The sequence below is a fragment of the Bradyrhizobium sp. INPA03-11B genome (assembly GCF_040446015.1).
Classification (GTDB): Bacteria; Pseudomonadota; Alphaproteobacteria; order Rhizobiales; family Xanthobacteraceae; genus Bradyrhizobium; species Bradyrhizobium macuxiense_A.
This window is the reverse complement of sequence record NZ_JASGSR010000018.1, coordinates 26993-43118: the sequence shown is the minus strand read 5'-3', so window position 1 is coordinate 43118 and position 16126 is coordinate 26993. Positions and strand designations below refer to the sequence as shown.

15 protein-coding genes are annotated in these 16126 nt (G+C 65.2%); 3 read left to right on the top strand and 12 right to left on the bottom strand.

Features of this window, described 5'->3' with window-relative positions:
- Window positions 1-21: 21 nt before the first annotated feature.
- From QMZ05_RS10005 to QMZ05_RS09970, 8 genes are read right to left on the bottom strand one after another with little or no spacing between them, the layout of a single operon-like run.
- The gene (locus tag QMZ05_RS10005; RefSeq protein WP_353700612.1) at window positions 22-795 is read right to left on the bottom strand and encodes an enoyl-CoA hydratase-related protein; all 774 of its coding nucleotides are present in this window, start codon (window positions 793-795) and stop codon (window positions 22-24) included.
- A gap of 11 nt (window positions 796-806) precedes the next feature.
- The gene (locus tag QMZ05_RS10000; RefSeq protein WP_353700611.1) at window positions 807-1817 is read right to left on the bottom strand and encodes a nitronate monooxygenase family protein; all 1011 of its coding nucleotides are present in this window, start codon (window positions 1815-1817) and stop codon (window positions 807-809) included.
- 21 nt (window positions 1818-1838) lie between these two features.
- Complete coding sequence (locus QMZ05_RS09995) at window positions 1839-3029, bottom strand: acetyl-CoA C-acyltransferase (RefSeq protein ID WP_353700610.1); 1191 nt, start codon at window positions 3027-3029, stop codon at window positions 1839-1841.
- A gap of 14 nt (window positions 3030-3043) precedes the next feature.
- Window positions 3044-4174: an acyl-CoA dehydrogenase family protein gene (locus tag QMZ05_RS09990; RefSeq protein ID WP_353700609.1), complete on the bottom strand. Its 1131-nt coding sequence runs from the start codon at window positions 4172-4174 to the stop codon at window positions 3044-3046.
- A 23-nt stretch (window positions 4175-4197) separates the two neighbouring features.
- Window positions 4198-5379 carry an acyl-CoA dehydrogenase family protein gene (locus tag QMZ05_RS09985; RefSeq protein WP_353700608.1) on the bottom strand — a complete coding sequence of 394 codons (1182 nt, stop codon included), beginning with the start codon at window positions 5377-5379 and terminating at the stop codon, window positions 4198-4200.
- A gap of 12 nt (window positions 5380-5391) precedes the next feature.
- Window positions 5392-6129: an SDR family oxidoreductase gene (locus QMZ05_RS09980; protein ID WP_279707997.1), complete on the bottom strand. Its 738-nt coding sequence runs from the start codon at window positions 6127-6129 to the stop codon at window positions 5392-5394.
- Window positions 6130-6177: 48 nt separating this feature from the next.
- Window positions 6178-7725 (bottom strand): AMP-binding protein, encoded by a 1548-nt coding sequence (locus tag QMZ05_RS09975; RefSeq protein WP_353700607.1) that lies wholly within the window; start codon window positions 7723-7725, stop codon window positions 6178-6180.
- A gap of 57 nt (window positions 7726-7782) precedes the next feature.
- Entirely contained in the window at window positions 7783-8421 is a 639-nt protein-coding gene (locus tag QMZ05_RS09970) for a 2-hydroxychromene-2-carboxylate isomerase (protein ID WP_353700606.1), read from the bottom strand.
- Between the two features lie 197 nt (window positions 8422-8618).
- On the opposite strand from QMZ05_RS09970, the gene QMZ05_RS09965 reads away from it, so the two are divergent.
- Complete coding sequence (locus QMZ05_RS09965) at window positions 8619-9131, top strand: helix-turn-helix domain-containing protein (protein ID WP_353700605.1); 513 nt, start codon at window positions 8619-8621, stop codon at window positions 9129-9131.
- A gap of 51 nt (window positions 9132-9182) precedes the next feature.
- Here QMZ05_RS09965 and QMZ05_RS09960 read toward each other — a convergent pair whose 3' ends face one another.
- The 3 genes from QMZ05_RS09960 to QMZ05_RS09950 form a co-directional block, all read right to left on the bottom strand.
- Complete coding sequence (locus QMZ05_RS09960) at window positions 9183-10052, bottom strand: PhzF family phenazine biosynthesis isomerase (protein WP_353700604.1); 870 nt, start codon at window positions 10050-10052, stop codon at window positions 9183-9185.
- Between the two features lie 38 nt (window positions 10053-10090).
- A complete protein-coding gene (locus QMZ05_RS09955) occupies window positions 10091-11134 on the bottom strand; it encodes an alpha/beta hydrolase (protein ID WP_353700603.1) in 1044 nt (347 codons plus the stop codon).
- A gap of 110 nt (window positions 11135-11244) precedes the next feature.
- Window positions 11245-13566 carry a molybdopterin guanine dinucleotide-containing S/N-oxide reductase gene (locus QMZ05_RS09950; protein WP_353700602.1) on the bottom strand — a complete coding sequence of 774 codons (2322 nt, stop codon included), beginning with the start codon at window positions 13564-13566 and terminating at the stop codon, window positions 11245-11247.
- A 714-nt stretch (window positions 13567-14280) separates the two neighbouring features.
- Here QMZ05_RS09950 and QMZ05_RS09945 point away from each other — a divergent pair.
- Entirely contained in the window at window positions 14281-14940 is a 660-nt protein-coding gene (locus QMZ05_RS09945; RefSeq protein WP_353700601.1) for a hypothetical protein, read from the top strand.
- The gene (locus QMZ05_RS09940) at window positions 14937-15212 is read left to right on the top strand and encodes an HGGxSTG domain-containing protein (protein WP_353700600.1); all 276 of its coding nucleotides are present in this window, start codon (window positions 14937-14939) and stop codon (window positions 15210-15212) included. Before QMZ05_RS09945 ends, QMZ05_RS09940 begins: the two co-directional genes overlap by 4 nt.
- 564 nt (window positions 15213-15776) lie before the next feature.
- Here QMZ05_RS09940 and QMZ05_RS09935 read toward each other — a convergent pair.
- Complete coding sequence (locus tag QMZ05_RS09935; protein ID WP_353700599.1) at window positions 15777-16028, bottom strand: PilZ domain-containing protein; 252 nt, start codon at window positions 16026-16028, stop codon at window positions 15777-15779.
- Window positions 16029-16126: the final 98 nt, after the last annotated feature.

Below are 16126 nucleotides of genomic sequence, written 5' to 3'. Positions count from 1 at the left end.
TCCGTGAATTTCGCTGCCGGTTCAGGCCGACAGCTTGGTGAAGTCAGGCTGGCGCCGTTCGGCGAAGGCGGCAAAGGCCTCGCGGGCCTCGGGCGTCGTCAGGCGCTGCTTGAACAGCACGCCCTCCTCGGCGATCTGCGCCGCGATCCGCTGCTGCTCGCGCATCAGCGCCTTGGTCATGCTGAGCGAGCCGGCCGGCCGCTTGGTCAACGCGATCGCCGCGTCATGTGCTTTCTTGCGCAGATCGGCCTGCGGCACCACGGCATTGGCAAGGCCCGATGCCAGCGCGCCCTGCGCATCCATCGGCTCGCCGAGCGCGAACATCGCATAGGCACGCGCGTGCCCGATCCGCAAGGGGAGCAGCCAGCTCGATGCCGCCTCCGGCACCAGAGCGAGATTGACGAAGGGCGTGATCAGCCGCGCGGTCTCGGCGAGATAGACGAGATCGCAATGCAGCAGCATGGTGGTGCCGACGCCGACCGCATTGCCCTGCACGGCCGCGACCAGCGGCTTGCCGACCTTGCTGATGGTCTCGATGAAGCGATGTGCCGGGCTATCGACCGCGCTCTCGCCACGCGCCTGGCTCGCGAAATCGGCCAGATCGTTGCCGGCGGTGAAGCTGTCGCCGTCGCCCTGGAACAGGATGACGCGGACCGACGGATCCGCCTCGGCCTGCTTCAGCGCGTTCGACATCGCGTCATACATGGCGCCGGTGAGGGCGTTCTTCTTCTCCGGCCGTTGCAGCGTCAGCGTCATGACGCCGGCGGCGATTTCCACTGTGACATGCTCGGTCATGGCAATCTCCCTTAAGCGACCGCGCGGGCCGGCCTGGTCTCGAACTTGCCGTCGAGGAAGCCGGTCAGCCGCTGCCGGATGATCGCTTCGGCGTCAGTCATGATGCGGTCGATCAATTCCTTGACGGTCGGGATGTCGTTGATCAGGCCGACCACCATGCCGCAGCTCCAGGCCCCGGCATCCATCTCGCCCTCAATCATCACCTTCGGGTAGACGCCGGCGACCTGCTCGTGGATGTCCTCGATCTTGAGCCTGGCGCCCTTCTCGCGCTCGATCTCCAGCAGCTCATCGACGCCCTTGTTCTTCAGCACCCGCTCGGTGTTGCGCAACGCGCGCATCACAAGGCGCGTATCGAGCTCGTCGGCATCGAGCAGCGCCTGCTTCACATTGGGATGAACCGGCGCTTCCTTGGTCGCGATAAAGCGCGTGCCCATGTTCATGCCGGCCGCGCCCATCGACAGCGCCGCGACGAGGCTGCGCGCATCCGCCATGCCGCCCGAGGCGACGAACGGGATCTTCAGCTCGTCCGCCGCGCGCGGCAGCAGGATCATGTTCGGGATATCGTCCTCGCCGGGATGGCCGCCGCACTCGAAGCCGTCGACGCTGACGGCATCGCAGCCGATCTTCTCGGCCTTCAGCGAATGCCGCACCGAGGTGCATTTGTGGATCACCTTGATGCCGGCCGCCTTTAGCGCCGGCATATATTGCTCCGGGCTGCGGCCCGCGGTCTCCACCGCCTTGACGCCGCCCTCGCGGATCGCAGCGATATATTCCGGATAGGGCGGCGCGGTGAAGCTCGGCAGGAAGGTGAGGTTCACCCCGATCGGCTTGTCGGTCATGTCGCGGCAGCGCGCGATCTCCTTGGCCAGCAGTTCCGGCGTCCGCTGGGTCAGGCCGGTGATGATCCCGAGGCCGCCGGCGTTCGACACCGCCGCCGCCATCTCGGCGAAGCCGACATAATGCATGCCGCCCTGGATGATCGGATGCTGAATGCCGAACAGTTCGGTGATTGCTGTCTTCACAAGTTTCTCCCGCGTTTCCGATCAGTGGATGATTTCAAACAGGCCGGCCGCGCCCATGCCGCCGCCGATGCACATGGTCACCACGCCATATTTCGCCTTGCGCCGCCGGCCCTCGATCAGGAGGTGGCCGGTGAGCCGCGCGCCGGTCATGCCATAGGGATGGCCGATCGCGATCGAGCCGCCATTGACGTTGAGCTTGTCAGGATCGATGCCGAGCTTGTCGCGGCAGTAGATCACCTGCACCGCGTAGGCCTCGTTGAGCTCCCAGAGATCGATGTCGTCGATCTTGAGATTATGCCGCTTCAAAAGCCGCGGGATCGCGGCGACCGGGCCGACGCCCATCTCGTCCGGCTCGACGCCGGCGGCGACGAAGCCGCGGAAGATGCCGAGCGGCTTCAGCCCCTTCTGCGCCGCGACCTTGTCGCTCATGATCACGCAGGCCGAGGCACCGTCAGAGAGCTGGCTGGCATTGCCCGCGCTGATGGTCTTGCCCTCGAACACCGGCTTGATCTTGGCGAGACCTTCCGCCGTCGTGTCCGGCCGCGGGCCTTCATCCTTGGCCAAGGTCACCTGCTGGAAGCTGACTTCCTTGGTGTCCTTGTTGACCACGGCCATCTTCGTCGTAAAAGGCACGATCTCGTCGTTGAAGCGGCCGCCCTGCAGCGCGGCGCCGACGCGGCGCTGGCACTCGAGGCTATATTCGTCCTGCTGGTCGCGGCCGATCCCGTAGCGCTCGGCGACGACCTCGGCGGTCTCCAGCATCGACATGTACATTTCGGGCTTCATCGCCATCAGATCGTCGTCGACCGCATGGAACCTGTTCATGTGCTCGTTCTGCACCAGGCTGATCGACTCGATGCCGCCACCGATCGCGATCTCGACGCCGTCAAGCATCACCGAGCGCGCGGCGACCGCGATCGCCTGCAAACCGGAGGCGCATTGCCGGTCGATGGTGGTGCCGGCAACGGTGACCGGAAGCCCGGCGCGGATCGCGCCCTTGCGCGCGACATTCATCACCATGGTGCCCTGCTGCATCGCGCAGCCCATCACCACATCCTCGACCTCGCCCGGCGCGATGCCGGCGCGCTTTACGGCTTCGGCCATCACGTGACCAGCCAGGGTCGGGCCGTCGGTGTTGTTGAGCGCGCCGCGATAGGCCTTACCGACGCCGGTGCGCGCGGTGGAAACGATGACTGCTTCGGGTGATGACATGCTTGCCTCTCTGATTAGGCGGCCGCATCGAGCTGCGCATAGCGCAGCACGTGATAGGCGGGATCGCCGAACTGGATGTTGATGGAGGAAATCCGCTTGAAGTAATGGCCGACATTGAGCTCCTCGGTCATGCCCATGCCGCCATGCAGCTGCACCGCCTGGTCCGCCACGAACTTGCCGGCATAGCCGATCTTGGACTTGGCGCCCGACGCCAGCCGGGACAGGCCGGCCTCACCCTCGCTGAGGCTGAGCGACAGATGCTGCATCAGGGACAGCGCCTCCTGATGCGCGATGAACATGTCGACCATCCGATGCTGCAGCACCTGGAAGCTGCCGATCGTGACGCCGAACTGCTTGCGCGTCTTGGAATAGTCCAGTGTCGCGTCATTCAGCTCGCCGATCGCGCCGACCGCCTCGGCACAGAGCGCGCCGATGGCGCGGTTGCGGCAGGCCTCCAGCGCGGCGACACCCTCGCCTTCCCGGCCCAACAGCTCCCCGCGCACGCCGCGCAGGTTGATCTCGGCCGCCCGGCGGCCGTCGATCGTCTTGAAGCTTTGCAGTTCGAGATTGGCGGCGCGGCGATCGACCACGAACAGACTGACGCCGCCGCGATCGTGGCGATGGCCCGAGGTGCGCGCGGAGACGATGAGATAGTCCGCCCAGGGCGCGGCGATCACCGCGGTCTTCTCCCCGCTCAGCACATAGTCGTCACCGTCCCGGCGCGCCGTGGTCGTGACGGTCGCAAGATCGAAGCGCGAGCCCTTCTCGGTCCAGGCCAGCGCCCAGAGCTTCGATCCCGCGATGATGTCGGCGATGTAGGCCTGCTGCTGCGCCTCGGAGCCCGCCTGCTCGATCAGGCCGCCAGCCACCACCACCGTCTCGACGAACGGCTCGACCACGAGATGGCGGCCGAACTCGTGCATGATGATCATGGTCGACAGCGGCCCGCCGCCGAAGCCGCCGACGGCTTCCGAGAACGGCGCGGCGAGCAGGCCAAGCTCGGCGAATTCATCCCATTGCCTGCGACCAAGCCCCTCTTCGCTCGCAACGATCTTGCGGCGAGCGTCGAAATCATACTGGTCGCGCAGCAGCCGCTGCACGCTGGACCGCAACAATTCCTGCTCTTCCGTGAACTGGATATCCATCCGATCCTCTCGTGCCGCAGCCGTTAAAGTCCAAGCACCGCCTTGGCGATGATGTTGCGCTGGATCTCGTTCGACCCGCCGTAGATCGAGAGCTTGCGCGAGTTGAGGTATTTCTCCGACGCGGTGTGGCCGTAGTCGGGGCCCGGCATAAAGTGATTGGCGCTAACCGGATGCTCGCGGATCGCAAGCCCGTAATTGCCGATCGCCCGATGGGTCAGCTCGGTGATATCCTGGAATATCTCGGTGCCGCGGATCTTGAACAGCGAGGCCGCCGGCCCCGGATCGATGCCGCGCGCCATCTGGGCGACGACGCGAAGCTCGGTCGCCTCCAGTGCCAGCACGTCGAGCTCGATGCGGGCGATGTCCCTGATGAACTCGAGATGCGCCGGATCGTCTTCCGGTATCTCGGCCTTCACGATCTTCTTCAGCCGCTCGATGTAGCGCGTCGAGCGGCCGATGCCGGCCATGCTGGTGCGCTCATTGCCGAGCAGGAATTTGGCGTAGGTCCAGCCCTTGTTCTCCTCGCCGATCAGGTTCTGGGCGGGGACGCGGACGTTCTCCAGGAAGACGTCATTGACCTCGTGCGAGCCGTCGATGGTGATGATCGGGCGCACGGTGACGCCCGGCGACTTCATGTCGATCAAGAGGAACGAGATGCCGGATTGCGGCTTGGCCGTGGGGTCGGTGCGGACCAGGCAGAAGATCCAGTCGGCGTGCTGCGCCAGCGTGGTCCAGGTCTTGTGGCCGTTGACGATGTAGTGGTCGCCGTCGCGCACCGCCTTGGTGCGGACGGTGGCGAGATCGGAGCCGGAGCCCGGCTCCGAATAACCCTGGCACCACCAGTCCTCGCCGGAGAGGATCCGCGGCAAGAATTTTTCCTTCTGCGCCGCGTTGCCGAAGGTGTAGATGACGGGACCGACCATGGTGACGCTGAACGCCAATGGCGGCATCGTGCCGGCGCGCGTCGTCTCCTGCTCAAAGATGAAGCGGCGGGTGATCGACCAGCCGGGCCCACCATATTCCTTCGGCCAGAGCGGCGCGATCCAGCCCCTGTCGTGCAGGATGCGATGCCACAGCAGCATCTGCTCCTTGGAGAGGTCGGTCTCCGGATTGGCGACGCGCATCTCCGCCGGATAATTGTCCTTGATGAAGGCGCGAACCTCGTCGCGAAACGCCGCATCTTCTGGGGATAGCGCCAGCTCCATCTGCCGTTCTCCCTACCACTTCTCGCCGAAGGGGCGGATTTCCAGCTCGAAGGTCCAGGCGCTCTTCGGCTGCTGGTAGAGCTGCCAGTAGGACGCGGCAACCGAGGCCGGCGGCATCAAGAGATCGGGATTGTCGAGCGCGTTCGGGCCGAGCGCCTCGATGCGACGCTGCCGCACCCATTCGGTGTCGACGCCGGAATCGATGATCAGATGCGCGACATGGATGTTCTTCGGCCCGAGCTCGCGCGCCATCGCCTGCGCCACGGCGCGCAGGCCGAACTTGGCGCTGGCAAACGCGGCATAACCGCTGCCGCCGCGCAGCGACGCGGTGGCCCCGGTAAAGAAGATGTTGCCCGCGCCGCGCGCAGTCATCAGCCGCGCCGCTTCGCGTCCTGCCAGGAAACCGGAATAGCAGGCCATCTCCCAGACCTTGCGGAACACGCGCTCGGTGGTCTCGAGGATCGGGAAATTGACGTTAGCGCCGATGTTGAAGATGCAGACCTCGAGCGGCGCATGCTTGTCGGCGTCGTTGAGGAAGGCGGTGATCTCCTCCTCCTTGCGCGCATCGAGCGAGCGGGCATGGATCTCGCCGCCGGCGGCCTCGATCTCCTTGACCAGCGGCGCGAGCTTGTCGCCGTTGCGGCGGCCGGCGAAGATCGTGAAGCCCTCGGAGGCGAACTTCTTGGCGATCTCGCCGCCGATGAAATCACCGGCACCAATGACGGCCACCGTCTTGTTTCTCTTCTGCATGGTGTTCTCCGGTCTTGTTTGAATGAACGGGCTGGCGGCGGCTCAGCGTCAGCTGCGCAGCGATTCCGCCAGCTTGTGCTTCAACAGCTTGCCCGTCGATGTCGCGGGCAGCGCGTCCATCAGGATAATCTCCGTCGGGCGCTTGTACGAGGTGAGTTGCGGAACAATATGGGCCATCAGGTCCTGCGCGGTCGCTGTCGAGCCCTTGATCAGCTGCACGAAGGCGACGACCTCCTCATTGCCCTCGACCGCCCGGCCGACCACGGCGCACTGCACAACGGCGTCATGCGTGCTCAGCACCGCCTCGATCTCGGCCGGATAAACGTTGAATCCGGAGCGGATGATCATCTCCTTGGTGCGCCCGACGATGTAGAGCGCATCGTTCTCGAAGCGCGCCAGATCTCCGGTGTTGAACCAGCCGTCGGGATCGATCGCCTTGGCGGTCAGATCGGGCGCGCGGTAGTAGCCGCGCATCACGTTCGGACCGCGGACGTGGAGCTCGCCGACTTCGCCTGCGGCAACCGGCTTGAGGTCGCGACCGACCAGCCTTGCCTCGATACCCGCCATGACGGTGCCGACCGCATGGTCGGCCCGCGGATTGTCGGGCCGGACGCCGGAGATGCCCGGCGAGCATTCGGTGATGCCGTAGCCGTTGAGCAGCGGCAAACCGAGCTCCTGCTCCACCCGGGATTTAAGATCGAGATCGAGTGGCGCGCCGGCGACCGAGATCACGCGCAACCGGCCGCGATCGAGCTTCGGCAAGCCGGCATTGCGGCGGTATTCAAGCAGACGCTGATAGGTCGCGGGCACGCCGTTGAGGATCGTGATGCCCTCTTCAGTCATCGCCTTGACCAGCGCGGCCGGATCATACTTGGCGACGAGGCGCACGGTGGCGCCGACCATCAAGGTCATCGTCAGCAGCGAAATGCCGACGATATGCGAGATCGGCAGCACGCAATATTGCACGTCATCGGCCGCCATCCTGCGGAAGCCCGCGGTGCCCCGGGCGCTGAACAGGAGATTGCGGTGGGTCAGCATCACGCCCTTTGGCGCGCCGGTGGTGCCGGACGTGTAGATCAGAACCGCGACCTGGTTGGCGCCGTCGGCTTCGACGGGCTCAGCCGCGGTTGCCAGATTCAAGCTGGTGACGGCAACGCCGCGGAGCGGGCCGACGTCCTGAATGGTAGCCTCATAACGCGCGGCATGCGCGGCAGCCTCCTGCGAGACCTCGACGGTGAGCAGCACGCGGCGAGCGCCGCTGTGATCCCTGATCTGATCCAGCTCCCGCGGCGACAGCCGCGGATTGACCACGATTGACCAGACATCGAGCCGGCTCGCCGCCAGCAGCAGGCAGGCCAGCGGAATCGAATTCTCGCTCACGATCATCATGCGATCGCCGGCGCGGATACCTAGTACCTGCAACGCGGCGGCGACGCGATCGACCGTTTGATCGAGTTCGCGATAGGTCAGCCGCATCGTATCGTCGATCAGCGCCGGATGATCCGGCGTCGCCACGACGTGGTGATTGATCACCTCGTGGATGCGGTTCGGCAAGCCTTCCACACTTCCTTCGGCAAACTGGGTCAACGCCTGCACTGAAACCTCCCTGTCGTAGCCGTTTTGGCCTCGTTGTTTTCCTGCGAAATCTCCCGCTCAGGCAGTTTTGCGCTGCCTCGCAGCGAGCTGGGCGACAATTTCGTCCTCGACCTCGCGCAGCCGGTCCTTGCCGAAGAATATCTCGTCGCCGACGAAGAAGGTCGGCGAGCCGAACGAGCCGCGCGCCACCGCATTGCTGGTGTTGTCGATCAGCTTCTTCTTCACCTCGTCCTGCTGGGCGCGGGCGATGATGCGATCGACATCGAGACCGGAGGACAGGAACGCCTCGCGGAACACCTGCGGGTCATCCATCTTCTTGGGCTCGGACCACATGTGGTGATAGGCGGCGCGAAAATACGGCTCGAATAGCCCCTCGAAATCGGCAGCGACGACGCCACGCATCAGCATCAGCGTGTTGACCGGGAAGAACGGGTTCGTCTTGAACGTCGTGATGTTGTGGCGGCGCAGGAAGCGCTCGGTCTCGAGCGCGTTGTATTCGGGCTTGTTCTTGATGCCGCGCAGGGACTCGCCGGGCGACATGTTGCCAGTGGCCTTGTAGACGCCGCCGAGCAGCACCGGGATGTAGTCGAACTTCACGCCGGTGCGCTTCTCGATCCCCGGCAGCGCGAGCTCGGCGAGATAGGCGTTGGGGCTTCCGAAATCGAAGTGGAATTCGACCTTGAGCGGAGCAGCCATGGAACGCCCTTCCCTTCGATGGACAGCGATCGTCTGTCGCTGCCGGTTGATCGTGGTTCCGGACCATAAGTTCTATTTTAGAACTGTCAATATGATATTTGTCATCCAATAGCTTGCTGTGAAGCATCATATTGAAATGACGTAAGTTCTGATTTAGAATTTAATTCGCGTGTCGTCGCAGACCGCTGGAGATGCTGATGAAATGGGATGCCCTCGAGGAGGAGCCGTGCTCGCTGGCCCGCACCGTGGCGGTGATCGGTGACCGCTGGAGCCTGTTGATCCTGCGCGAATGTTTCCTGCGCATCCGCAGGTTCGATGACTTCCAGGCGTCGCTCGGCATCACCCGGCATCTGCTCGCCGACCGGCTGAAGAAGCTGGTGCGCTTCGGCGTGCTACGCAAGATTCCCTACCAGGAAGCGCCGAAGCGCTACGAATACATCCTGACGCAGAAGGGGCTCGATCTCTATCCGATCATCATGTCGATCGTGCACTGGGGCAACATCCACATGGTCGATGCGCGCGGCCGGCCGCTGCTGCACGAGCACAAGACGTGCGGAAAGATGTTCGATCCCGTGATGGTCTGCTCGGAATGCGGCGAGCCGCTGAGTGCCAAGCACGTCCATGTGCATCCGGGCCCCGGCGCCCGGCGATCATCGCCGCTGCACGCCAGCGCGCGGGAGCGCACCAAGAGAAATGCCGAGCAGGGCTAGACTGTCCTTGCAGAAGCGGCACCTCGAGTAGCTGGTCGACAGCCGCTGATTTCAGTGTGCGGCCATCAATGCGACATTGCCGCCGAGCAGGCAACCGATGGGACGCCCGCCGGCGAAGCCGATGCGGACGCGAATCTCCGACAGGCGCCCCATCGCCCTGCCCTGCAGGATCCGGATCTCCCCGTCATTCGGCGCGACCAGACCGCTATCGAGCAGCCCGAAGGCCAGCGCCGCGGCCGCAATGCCGGTTGCGGCATCTTCGAGATAGCCGGACGAGCGCGGGAATTGCCGCGCCTCGAACAAGCGAGCCTCGAGGTCGATCACCGCAAAGGGGTACAACCCGGTCGATCCGATCCGGCGGCAGACAGCCTCGACGTCCTCGGCCGAGGGATCGAGCGCGTTCAGCGCTTCGGGAGAGCGCATCTGGATCAGAGTCTTAATCCGCGACGTGACCGCATTGCACGGCGTTGCCGCGCCGATCGCATCGGGCCCGATCGCGAGCGCGCGCAGCACGTCGTCGCGCTGGCTCACAGTCAGCGGAACAGTCTTGCCGGCCGGCTGGGTGATCTCGACGCGGGGCTCGCCGCGACCATCGCGGCCGATGAAGCCGGTGACGGGACCGCTGCGGGTCGAGATCCGGATCGTATCGCCTCCCAGCTTGCCGTGGCGCGCCAGCAGCCAGAGCGCACCGATGGTGGCGTGGCCGCACATTTCCATTTCGTGGTTCGGAACGAAGAAGCGCAACGTCGCGTCGAAATCGTCGCTTTCCGCCGGCAACACAAAGCCGGACTCGTGACCGTGGCGGCGGGCGACGTCCTGCATCTCGGATGCGCTCATGCCGCTCGCATCCACCACGATCGGACAGGGATTGCCGCCCTGCCCGTCCACCGTGAACACGCTGACCAGTTCGGCTGTCGTCATGATCTCGTCCCCAAACGCCTTGCCCTAAGCCGCGGCCCTTATTTGACCAGCGTCGCGCCGGTTTCCGGATGCTGCAACCAGCCGAGCAGTGCTTCGTGGAAGCGTGCCGGCGCTTGGATCTGCGGGGAATGGCCGAGATCGGGGAATTCGATCAGCTGGATATGCGGGATCCGCTTGGCGGCTTCCTTGCCGAGCACCGGATAGTTGCCGAGCGTCTTGCGGATCTCGGGCGGCGCGGTGTCCTTGCCGATCGCGGTGGTGTCCTTGTCGCCGACGAACAGCAGCGTCGGCGGCTTGATCTGCTCGAATTCGTAGAACACCGGCTGGGTCGCGATCATGTCGTAGAGCCGCGCCGAGCTCGACGCCACGGCGGCGCGGCCCTCCCCGCGATACATGCCGGCCAGCATCTGCACCCAGGTCTCGTAGGACGGATCCCAGGTGTCGGCGTAATAGGTGGCGCGCTCATAGGCGCGGATGCTGTCGGCGGTGACGCGGGTCTCGCGCTGCATCCAGCCGTCGAGGCTGAGCCACGGCACGCCCTTGGCCTTCCAGTCTTCCAGCCCGATCGGATCGACCAGCACCAGGCGATCGGTGGCGTCCGGATACATCAGCGCATAGCGCATCGCCAGCATGCCGCCGGTCGAGTGGCCGACCATGATCGCATGTTCGATCCCGAGCGAGGCGAGCAGCGCGCGGCTGTTGCCGGCGAGCTGCTGGAAGGTGAACTGGTAGCGTTCCGGCTTTGAGGATTTGCAGAAACCGATCTGGTCCAGCGCGATCACGCGATAGCCGGCGCCGCTGAGCGCCTTGATGGTGCCGTCCCAGGTCGCGGCACAGAAATTCTTGCCGTGCAGCAGCACCGCGGTCTGGCCGTTCGGCGTCGAAGGCTTGACGTCAAGATAGGCCATCTCGAGCTCCTGCCCCTGCGAGCTGAAGCGATAGTGCTCTACCTGATAGGGATAGTCGAAGCCCTGCAACTCCGGACCATAAGCCGGCTCAGTGGCTGATTGCGCCCACGCACTAGACGAACCGAGCGCAACGGTTGCAGCGACGGCAAGATGAAACAGGGTTTTCAGGTGCATCTCAGAGTGTCCAGCAATCAGGAGCGATCTCGTGATGCCGTAGCCGAACGGTTCGGCGACATCCAGCGGCCGACCGATGATTTGTTCGTGATCGGCTAAGGCCCCTCCCGTTACGCCGGATCGAACGCCCGGATCGGCGGCAGGTTGCCGTTGAAGCGCTCGACCTCGACGGTCGTGAGCTGGCCGGTGCAGCCCTGCGCGAAGGATGACGTGCCGATGTCGCGCGTCAGCACGTTCGGATTGCCGTGCACGCAGAGCGGCGCGTCCTCCTCGGGGTCCATCGGGTCGTACCAGGCGCCGGTCGGCAGCTGCACCACGCCGGGCGCGATGCCGTCGGTGACATGCACCGCGGCAAGGCAGGCGCCGCGCGCGTTGAAGATGCGGATGATGTCGCCGTCGGCGATGCCGCGCGCCGCAGCATCGCGCGGGTTCATCCGTGCGACCTCGCGGCCGCGATGTTTAGCGTCGAGCGAGTGGCCGCCGAAATCGAGCTGGCTGTGCAGGCGCGTCACCGGCTGGTTGGCGACCAGGAAGCATGGAGAGCCCGGCTTGGGCGTGTCTGATTTCTCGAGCCAGACCGGATGGCCCGGACAATCGGCATCGCCGTGATCCGCGATCTTCTGCGAGAAGATCTCGATGCGGCCGCTCGGCGTCGGCAATGGCCGCGCCACCGGGTCCTCGCGAAAGCGGCGCAGCGAGCCGCCGTCGTCGAGATGCTGCGGCACGACCAGGCTGCCGCGCGCCCAGAATTCGTCGAAGCTGGGCGACTCGAGCCCGCGCGCCGCGAGCGCCTTGCGGGTCGGTTCATAGAGATGTTCCAGCCACTCACGCGACGTGCGGCCTTCGGTGAAGGGCCCGCGCGCCCCTAACCGCTCGGCGAGATCGGCGAAGATCTCGTAATCGTCGCGGGCGAGGCCGAACGGCTCGGCGATCCGGTGCATCGCGACCATCAAGGGATCGTTGCTGGAATAGCCGATGTCCTCGCGCTCCAGCGTCATCGTCGAGGGCAGCACGATGTCGGCGTGGCGGGCGGTGGCGGTCCAGGCCAGTTCGTGCACGACCAGCGTGTCGAGCCGCGCAAACGCCTTGCGCAGGCGGTTGAGATCCTGGTGATGGTGGAACGGATTGCCGCCGGCCCAATAGACCAGGCGGATATCCGGATATGTCCGCGTCTCGCCATTGTAGCGATAGGTCGTGCCGGGATTGAGCAGCATGTCGGCGATGCGCGCCACCGGGATGAAGTCGGCGACGCCGTTGCGGCCCTGCCCGAGCGTCGGCCCCGGCACGGCGTTGACGCGGCGCCCGTAATAGCCGATCGCGCCGAGCGAATAGGCATAGCCGCCGCCGGGCAGGCCGATCTGGCCGAGCGCCGCCGCCAGCACCATGCCCATCCACACCGGCTGCTCGCCGTGCTCGGCGCGCTGCAACGAATGGGAGACGGTGATCAGCGCGCGCCGCCCGGCGAGCCGGCGTGCGAGCGCCTTGATGGTGTCGGCATCGATGCCGCAGATTGAAGCGGCCCATTCGGCGCTCTTCGGCACGCCATCGCTCTCGCCGGTCAGATAGCGCAAGAACACCGGCCAGCCCTCGGTGTAGCGATCGAGGAACGCCTGATCGTGCAGGCCTTCGCTGACCAGGGCGTGGACGATGCCGAGCATCAGCGCGGTATCGGTGCCGGGTGTCGCCGTCAGCCATTCGGCGCCGGCCTCCGCGGGCAGATCCTCGCGCAGCGGGCTGACTAGGACGAACTCGCAGCCGCGCCGGTGCGCGGCCTCCATCGCGCCGCGCTCGACATGCTTGCTGATCGAGCCGCCGGCGACCATCGAGTTCTTCAGCGCCATGCCGCCGAACGCCAGCACGATGTCGGTCTCATCAGCGATCTGCTCCCAGGTGACGTTGCGCTTGGTGATGTCCTCATAGCCGGTGAGGATCTGCGGCAGCAGCACCGAGGACGCGCCCGAGGAATAGGTGTTCACCGAGCGGACATAGCCGCCGAGCGCGATGTTGAGGAAGCGATGCACCTGGCTCTGCGCGTGGTGGAAGCGGCCCGCGCTCGACCAGCCATAGGAGCCGCCGAACACCGCGCCGGGGCCGACCGTATCGCGAATGCGCGCCAGCTCGCCGCCGAGCAGATCGAGCGCCTGCTCCCAGCTCACCGAGACGAACTCGTCGCGGCCGCGGCGCTCGTCGGGTCCGGGCCCGCGCTCGAGCCAGCCGCGGCGGATCGCAGGCTGGGCGATGCGCGCCTGGTGGCGCAGCGCGCCGGGGAAGTTGTTGATGATGCCGTTCGGATCGGGATCGCCGGCATAGGGCCGGACTTCGAGACCGGCTTGGCCTAGCCGCGCCGAGAACACGCCCCAATGCGAGGTGTGCGGCTTGAAACCATCGGACAGATCGAGGCCGGGATCGGGGTAGCCAATGGTCTCACTCATTCAGCAGCGTCCTCAGATGCGGGTCTCGAGCCCTGTCGCAAAGATGTCGTCAGTATCACGATCCGCGACCCCAAGTCTTCGGATACAGGGTTGCGCGACGCGCAGGCGGCCACGCGCACGGCACCCGCGAGCGCCGATGTCGCACCGCGCCTTGCCGGCCTCATCGCTGACGCCAGTGGAGCATTCGAGTTGTAACGGCATCGGCAGTCGGCTCCCTCTCCCGCTTGCGGGGGAGGCATAGGCGGCCTTCGGCCGCCGTTCCTGAGAACACGCCGATGCAAAGCATCGGCTACGGGTGGGGGCTCTCTCCACGAGTCATATTGTGGAGAGAGCCCCCACCCGCCGCGCGCTAGGCGCGCGTCGGCCTCCCCCGCAAGCGGGAGAGGCGAAGGGAACTCGCGGAGAATCTCCGCAAACGTCACACGCGATTGTCTCCGACAAGGCGCACGGCCAAAAACTCGAAAACAACCCCATGCAAAGGAGCAGGCCCGCCACGGGCGTTCAACCAGGCGGCTTGACACGTCGGGCAAATCAGGGGCATATTTCCAATATTCCGAAATCGTGCAAGCGCCGCTCTTAAGCGCCCTCGCCCGCAACAGCAGGCTCGCCGGCTGCGATCGCGGCCGAACATCCTCAACCCACATCGACCGCGCACCCAGGCCCGCAGCGAACGATCGCCTGCGCGTGCCGCGCGCGTTCCAGGGAAACATCGACATGACCACTGCCCCCGATCTCACTGTTTCGACGATGGCCGCCGCACCCGGCGAGCCGCAAGCCGCCATCCTCCCGCGCATCAAACTCTCGCGGCGCGGCTACGCGATCGATCACCCCGACCCGAGGCTCGGCGAGCAACTGATGGCGAATGCGCTCGGGGTCGCCGATCGCGACGCGATGGACGGCATCCTCAGGCAATTGGTCAGGGCCAGCGTGAACGGCGGCAAGCCCTGCGAGGTCAACCTCGCTTTCATGATCGCGATGGTGAAGAGCATTCGCCCGCGGGATTCCGTCGAGGCCATGCTAGTGGCGCAGATGGTTTCGGTGCATGTGATGGCGATGCGCTGTGCCCAGCACCTCGCGCATGCCGACGACCTCGCCCAGCACGACAGCGCGGCGCGCGCACTCGGCCGGCTCGCCCGCACCTTCCCCGCCCAGATCGAGGCGCTGAACCGCTACCGCAGCCATGGCGAGCCCGCCATCACCGTGCAGAACGTGAAGGTGGAGGACGGCGGCAACGCCATTGTCGGCAACGTCACCCAGCATGCGAGCGTGATCGTCTCCGGCGAGACCCCGGCACCCGCGGTGCGAGCGCCGAAGGCCGCGAGCGCCAGGCGAACGCATGAGCCCGCCGATGCCGGGCAGGACGCCGAGGCATGAGCGGTCACATCAGCACCACAGGCGCGATGCTGGCGAGCCCGCGTTGTGGCGCCAAAACCCGCACCGGCGGCGCGTGCCGCGCGCCGGCGGTGCGCGGCAAGAGGCGCTGCCGCATGCACGGCGGCGCAAAGGGATCCGGCGCGCCACGGGCAAACCGGAACGCGCGCAAGCACGGCCTGTTCACCAGGGATGCGATCGCTGAACGGAGGCAGATTCGGGCGTTGCTGGGGGAAGCGCGTCAGTTGCTGAAGGGAATGAGATTTCGACCATGACCCCGTCGTCCACCTGGTGGTGACTGTCGCGGCATCGACCTAGCTGGGTCCAAAAATCATGTAGAGCAGCGTCGTCCCCACAACGGCTGTCCAGCCGATCGAAGCTGCGATGGCCCACACCTGTATCGGCATTGGAGATCCCTCCGCAAATTCAATGAAGCAAAACGAAATGGAGCAAAACGAAGAGGTCGCTGGCGCTGACAGCGACCTCCTGGACCTGTTCTCAAATGAACATTTTCGAAATACAATCGCCGCCGAAGGTCCATCATCATTAGAGAATAAATCCGCGGTCCGGTGAAGAGCAAACACGCCCGGTCCCCAGCGGAACAATTGCAACGTTGCGAGGGCGACACACTTCCCTAAGGGCTGAGCGAGCAATCCCGATCGAACAGCCGGTTACGATGCCGGCGCTACACCGCCACGACAAGCATGGGCCTATTCCTGCGGCGGGATCATTTCCCGTACCTTCCCGGTACAGTCAGCGCGCGTCGATTGCCAAATCCCGCGCATGCCACGACATGCAGCCGTAGAGGCGTCGCATTCAGCGTGAAGTGAGCACGCATTTCACTCGGTGTGGAACTTGACGCCGACCCATCCGCCTTTGCGCCAAACCACATTGCACAACCAGGTCTTGCTCGGTGGAATGATGAGGGTGAACTGTTCGGGTAGCTCGGAATGCTGGTCTGCCCACACAGCGGCGCCATCTTCCGTGATGTCCCGCACGGTACAGCACAGCGACAGGTCGTCGAACCTGATCAGGGCATCATCCAAAGACGGATTGCGCGCAGACTTTCGTCTGTCGGGAAGGATAACCATTCCGTGGCCAATCAACAAATGATGCAAATCTGATCGATGCTCCGTCAGAAAGATTGCGTTTCCACTAACGAAGGCTTGATGCGGCGCCGCGCGCCAAA

Bases quoted from the DNA above. Each gene is read 5' to 3' on its own strand.
- QMZ05_RS10005 (WP_353700612.1), bottom strand. From the start codon at position 795: ATGACCGAGCATGTCACAGTGGAAATCGCCGCCGGCGTCATGACGCTG.
- QMZ05_RS09995 (WP_353700610.1), bottom strand. From the start codon at position 3,029: ATGTCATCACCCGAAGCAGTCATCGTTTCCACCGCGCGCACCGGCGTC.
- QMZ05_RS09990 (WP_353700609.1), bottom strand. From the start codon at position 4,174: ATGGATATCCAGTTCACGGAAGAGCAGGAATTGTTGCGGTCCAGCGTG.
- QMZ05_RS09985 (WP_353700608.1), bottom strand. From the start codon at position 5,379: ATGGAGCTGGCGCTATCCCCAGAAGATGCGGCGTTTCGCGACGAGGTT.
- QMZ05_RS09980 (WP_279707997.1), bottom strand. From the start codon at position 6,129: ATGCAGAAGAGAAACAAGACGGTGGCCGTCATTGGTGCCGGTGATTTC.
- QMZ05_RS09970 (WP_353700606.1), bottom strand. From the start codon at position 8,421: ATGGCTGCTCCGCTCAAGGTCGAATTCCACTTCGATTTCGGAAGCCCC.
- QMZ05_RS09965 (WP_353700605.1), top strand. From the start codon at position 8,619: ATGAAATGGGATGCCCTCGAGGAGGAGCCGTGCTCGCTGGCCCGCACC.
- QMZ05_RS09960 (WP_353700604.1), bottom strand. From the start codon at position 10,052: ATGACGACAGCCGAACTGGTCAGCGTGTTCACGGTGGACGGGCAGGGC.
- QMZ05_RS09955 (WP_353700603.1), bottom strand. From the start codon at position 11,134: ATGCACCTGAAAACCCTGTTTCATCTTGCCGTCGCTGCAACCGTTGCG.
- QMZ05_RS09950 (WP_353700602.1), bottom strand. From the start codon at position 13,566: ATGAGTGAGACCATTGGCTACCCCGATCCCGGCCTCGATCTGTCCGAT.
- QMZ05_RS09945 (WP_353700601.1), top strand. From the start codon at position 14,281: ATGACCACTGCCCCCGATCTCACTGTTTCGACGATGGCCGCCGCACCC.
- QMZ05_RS09940 (WP_353700600.1), top strand. From the start codon at position 14,937: ATGAGCGGTCACATCAGCACCACAGGCGCGATGCTGGCGAGCCCGCGT.
- QMZ05_RS09935 (WP_353700599.1), bottom strand. From the start codon at position 16,028: ATGGTTATCCTTCCCGACAGACGAAAGTCTGCGCGCAATCCGTCTTTG.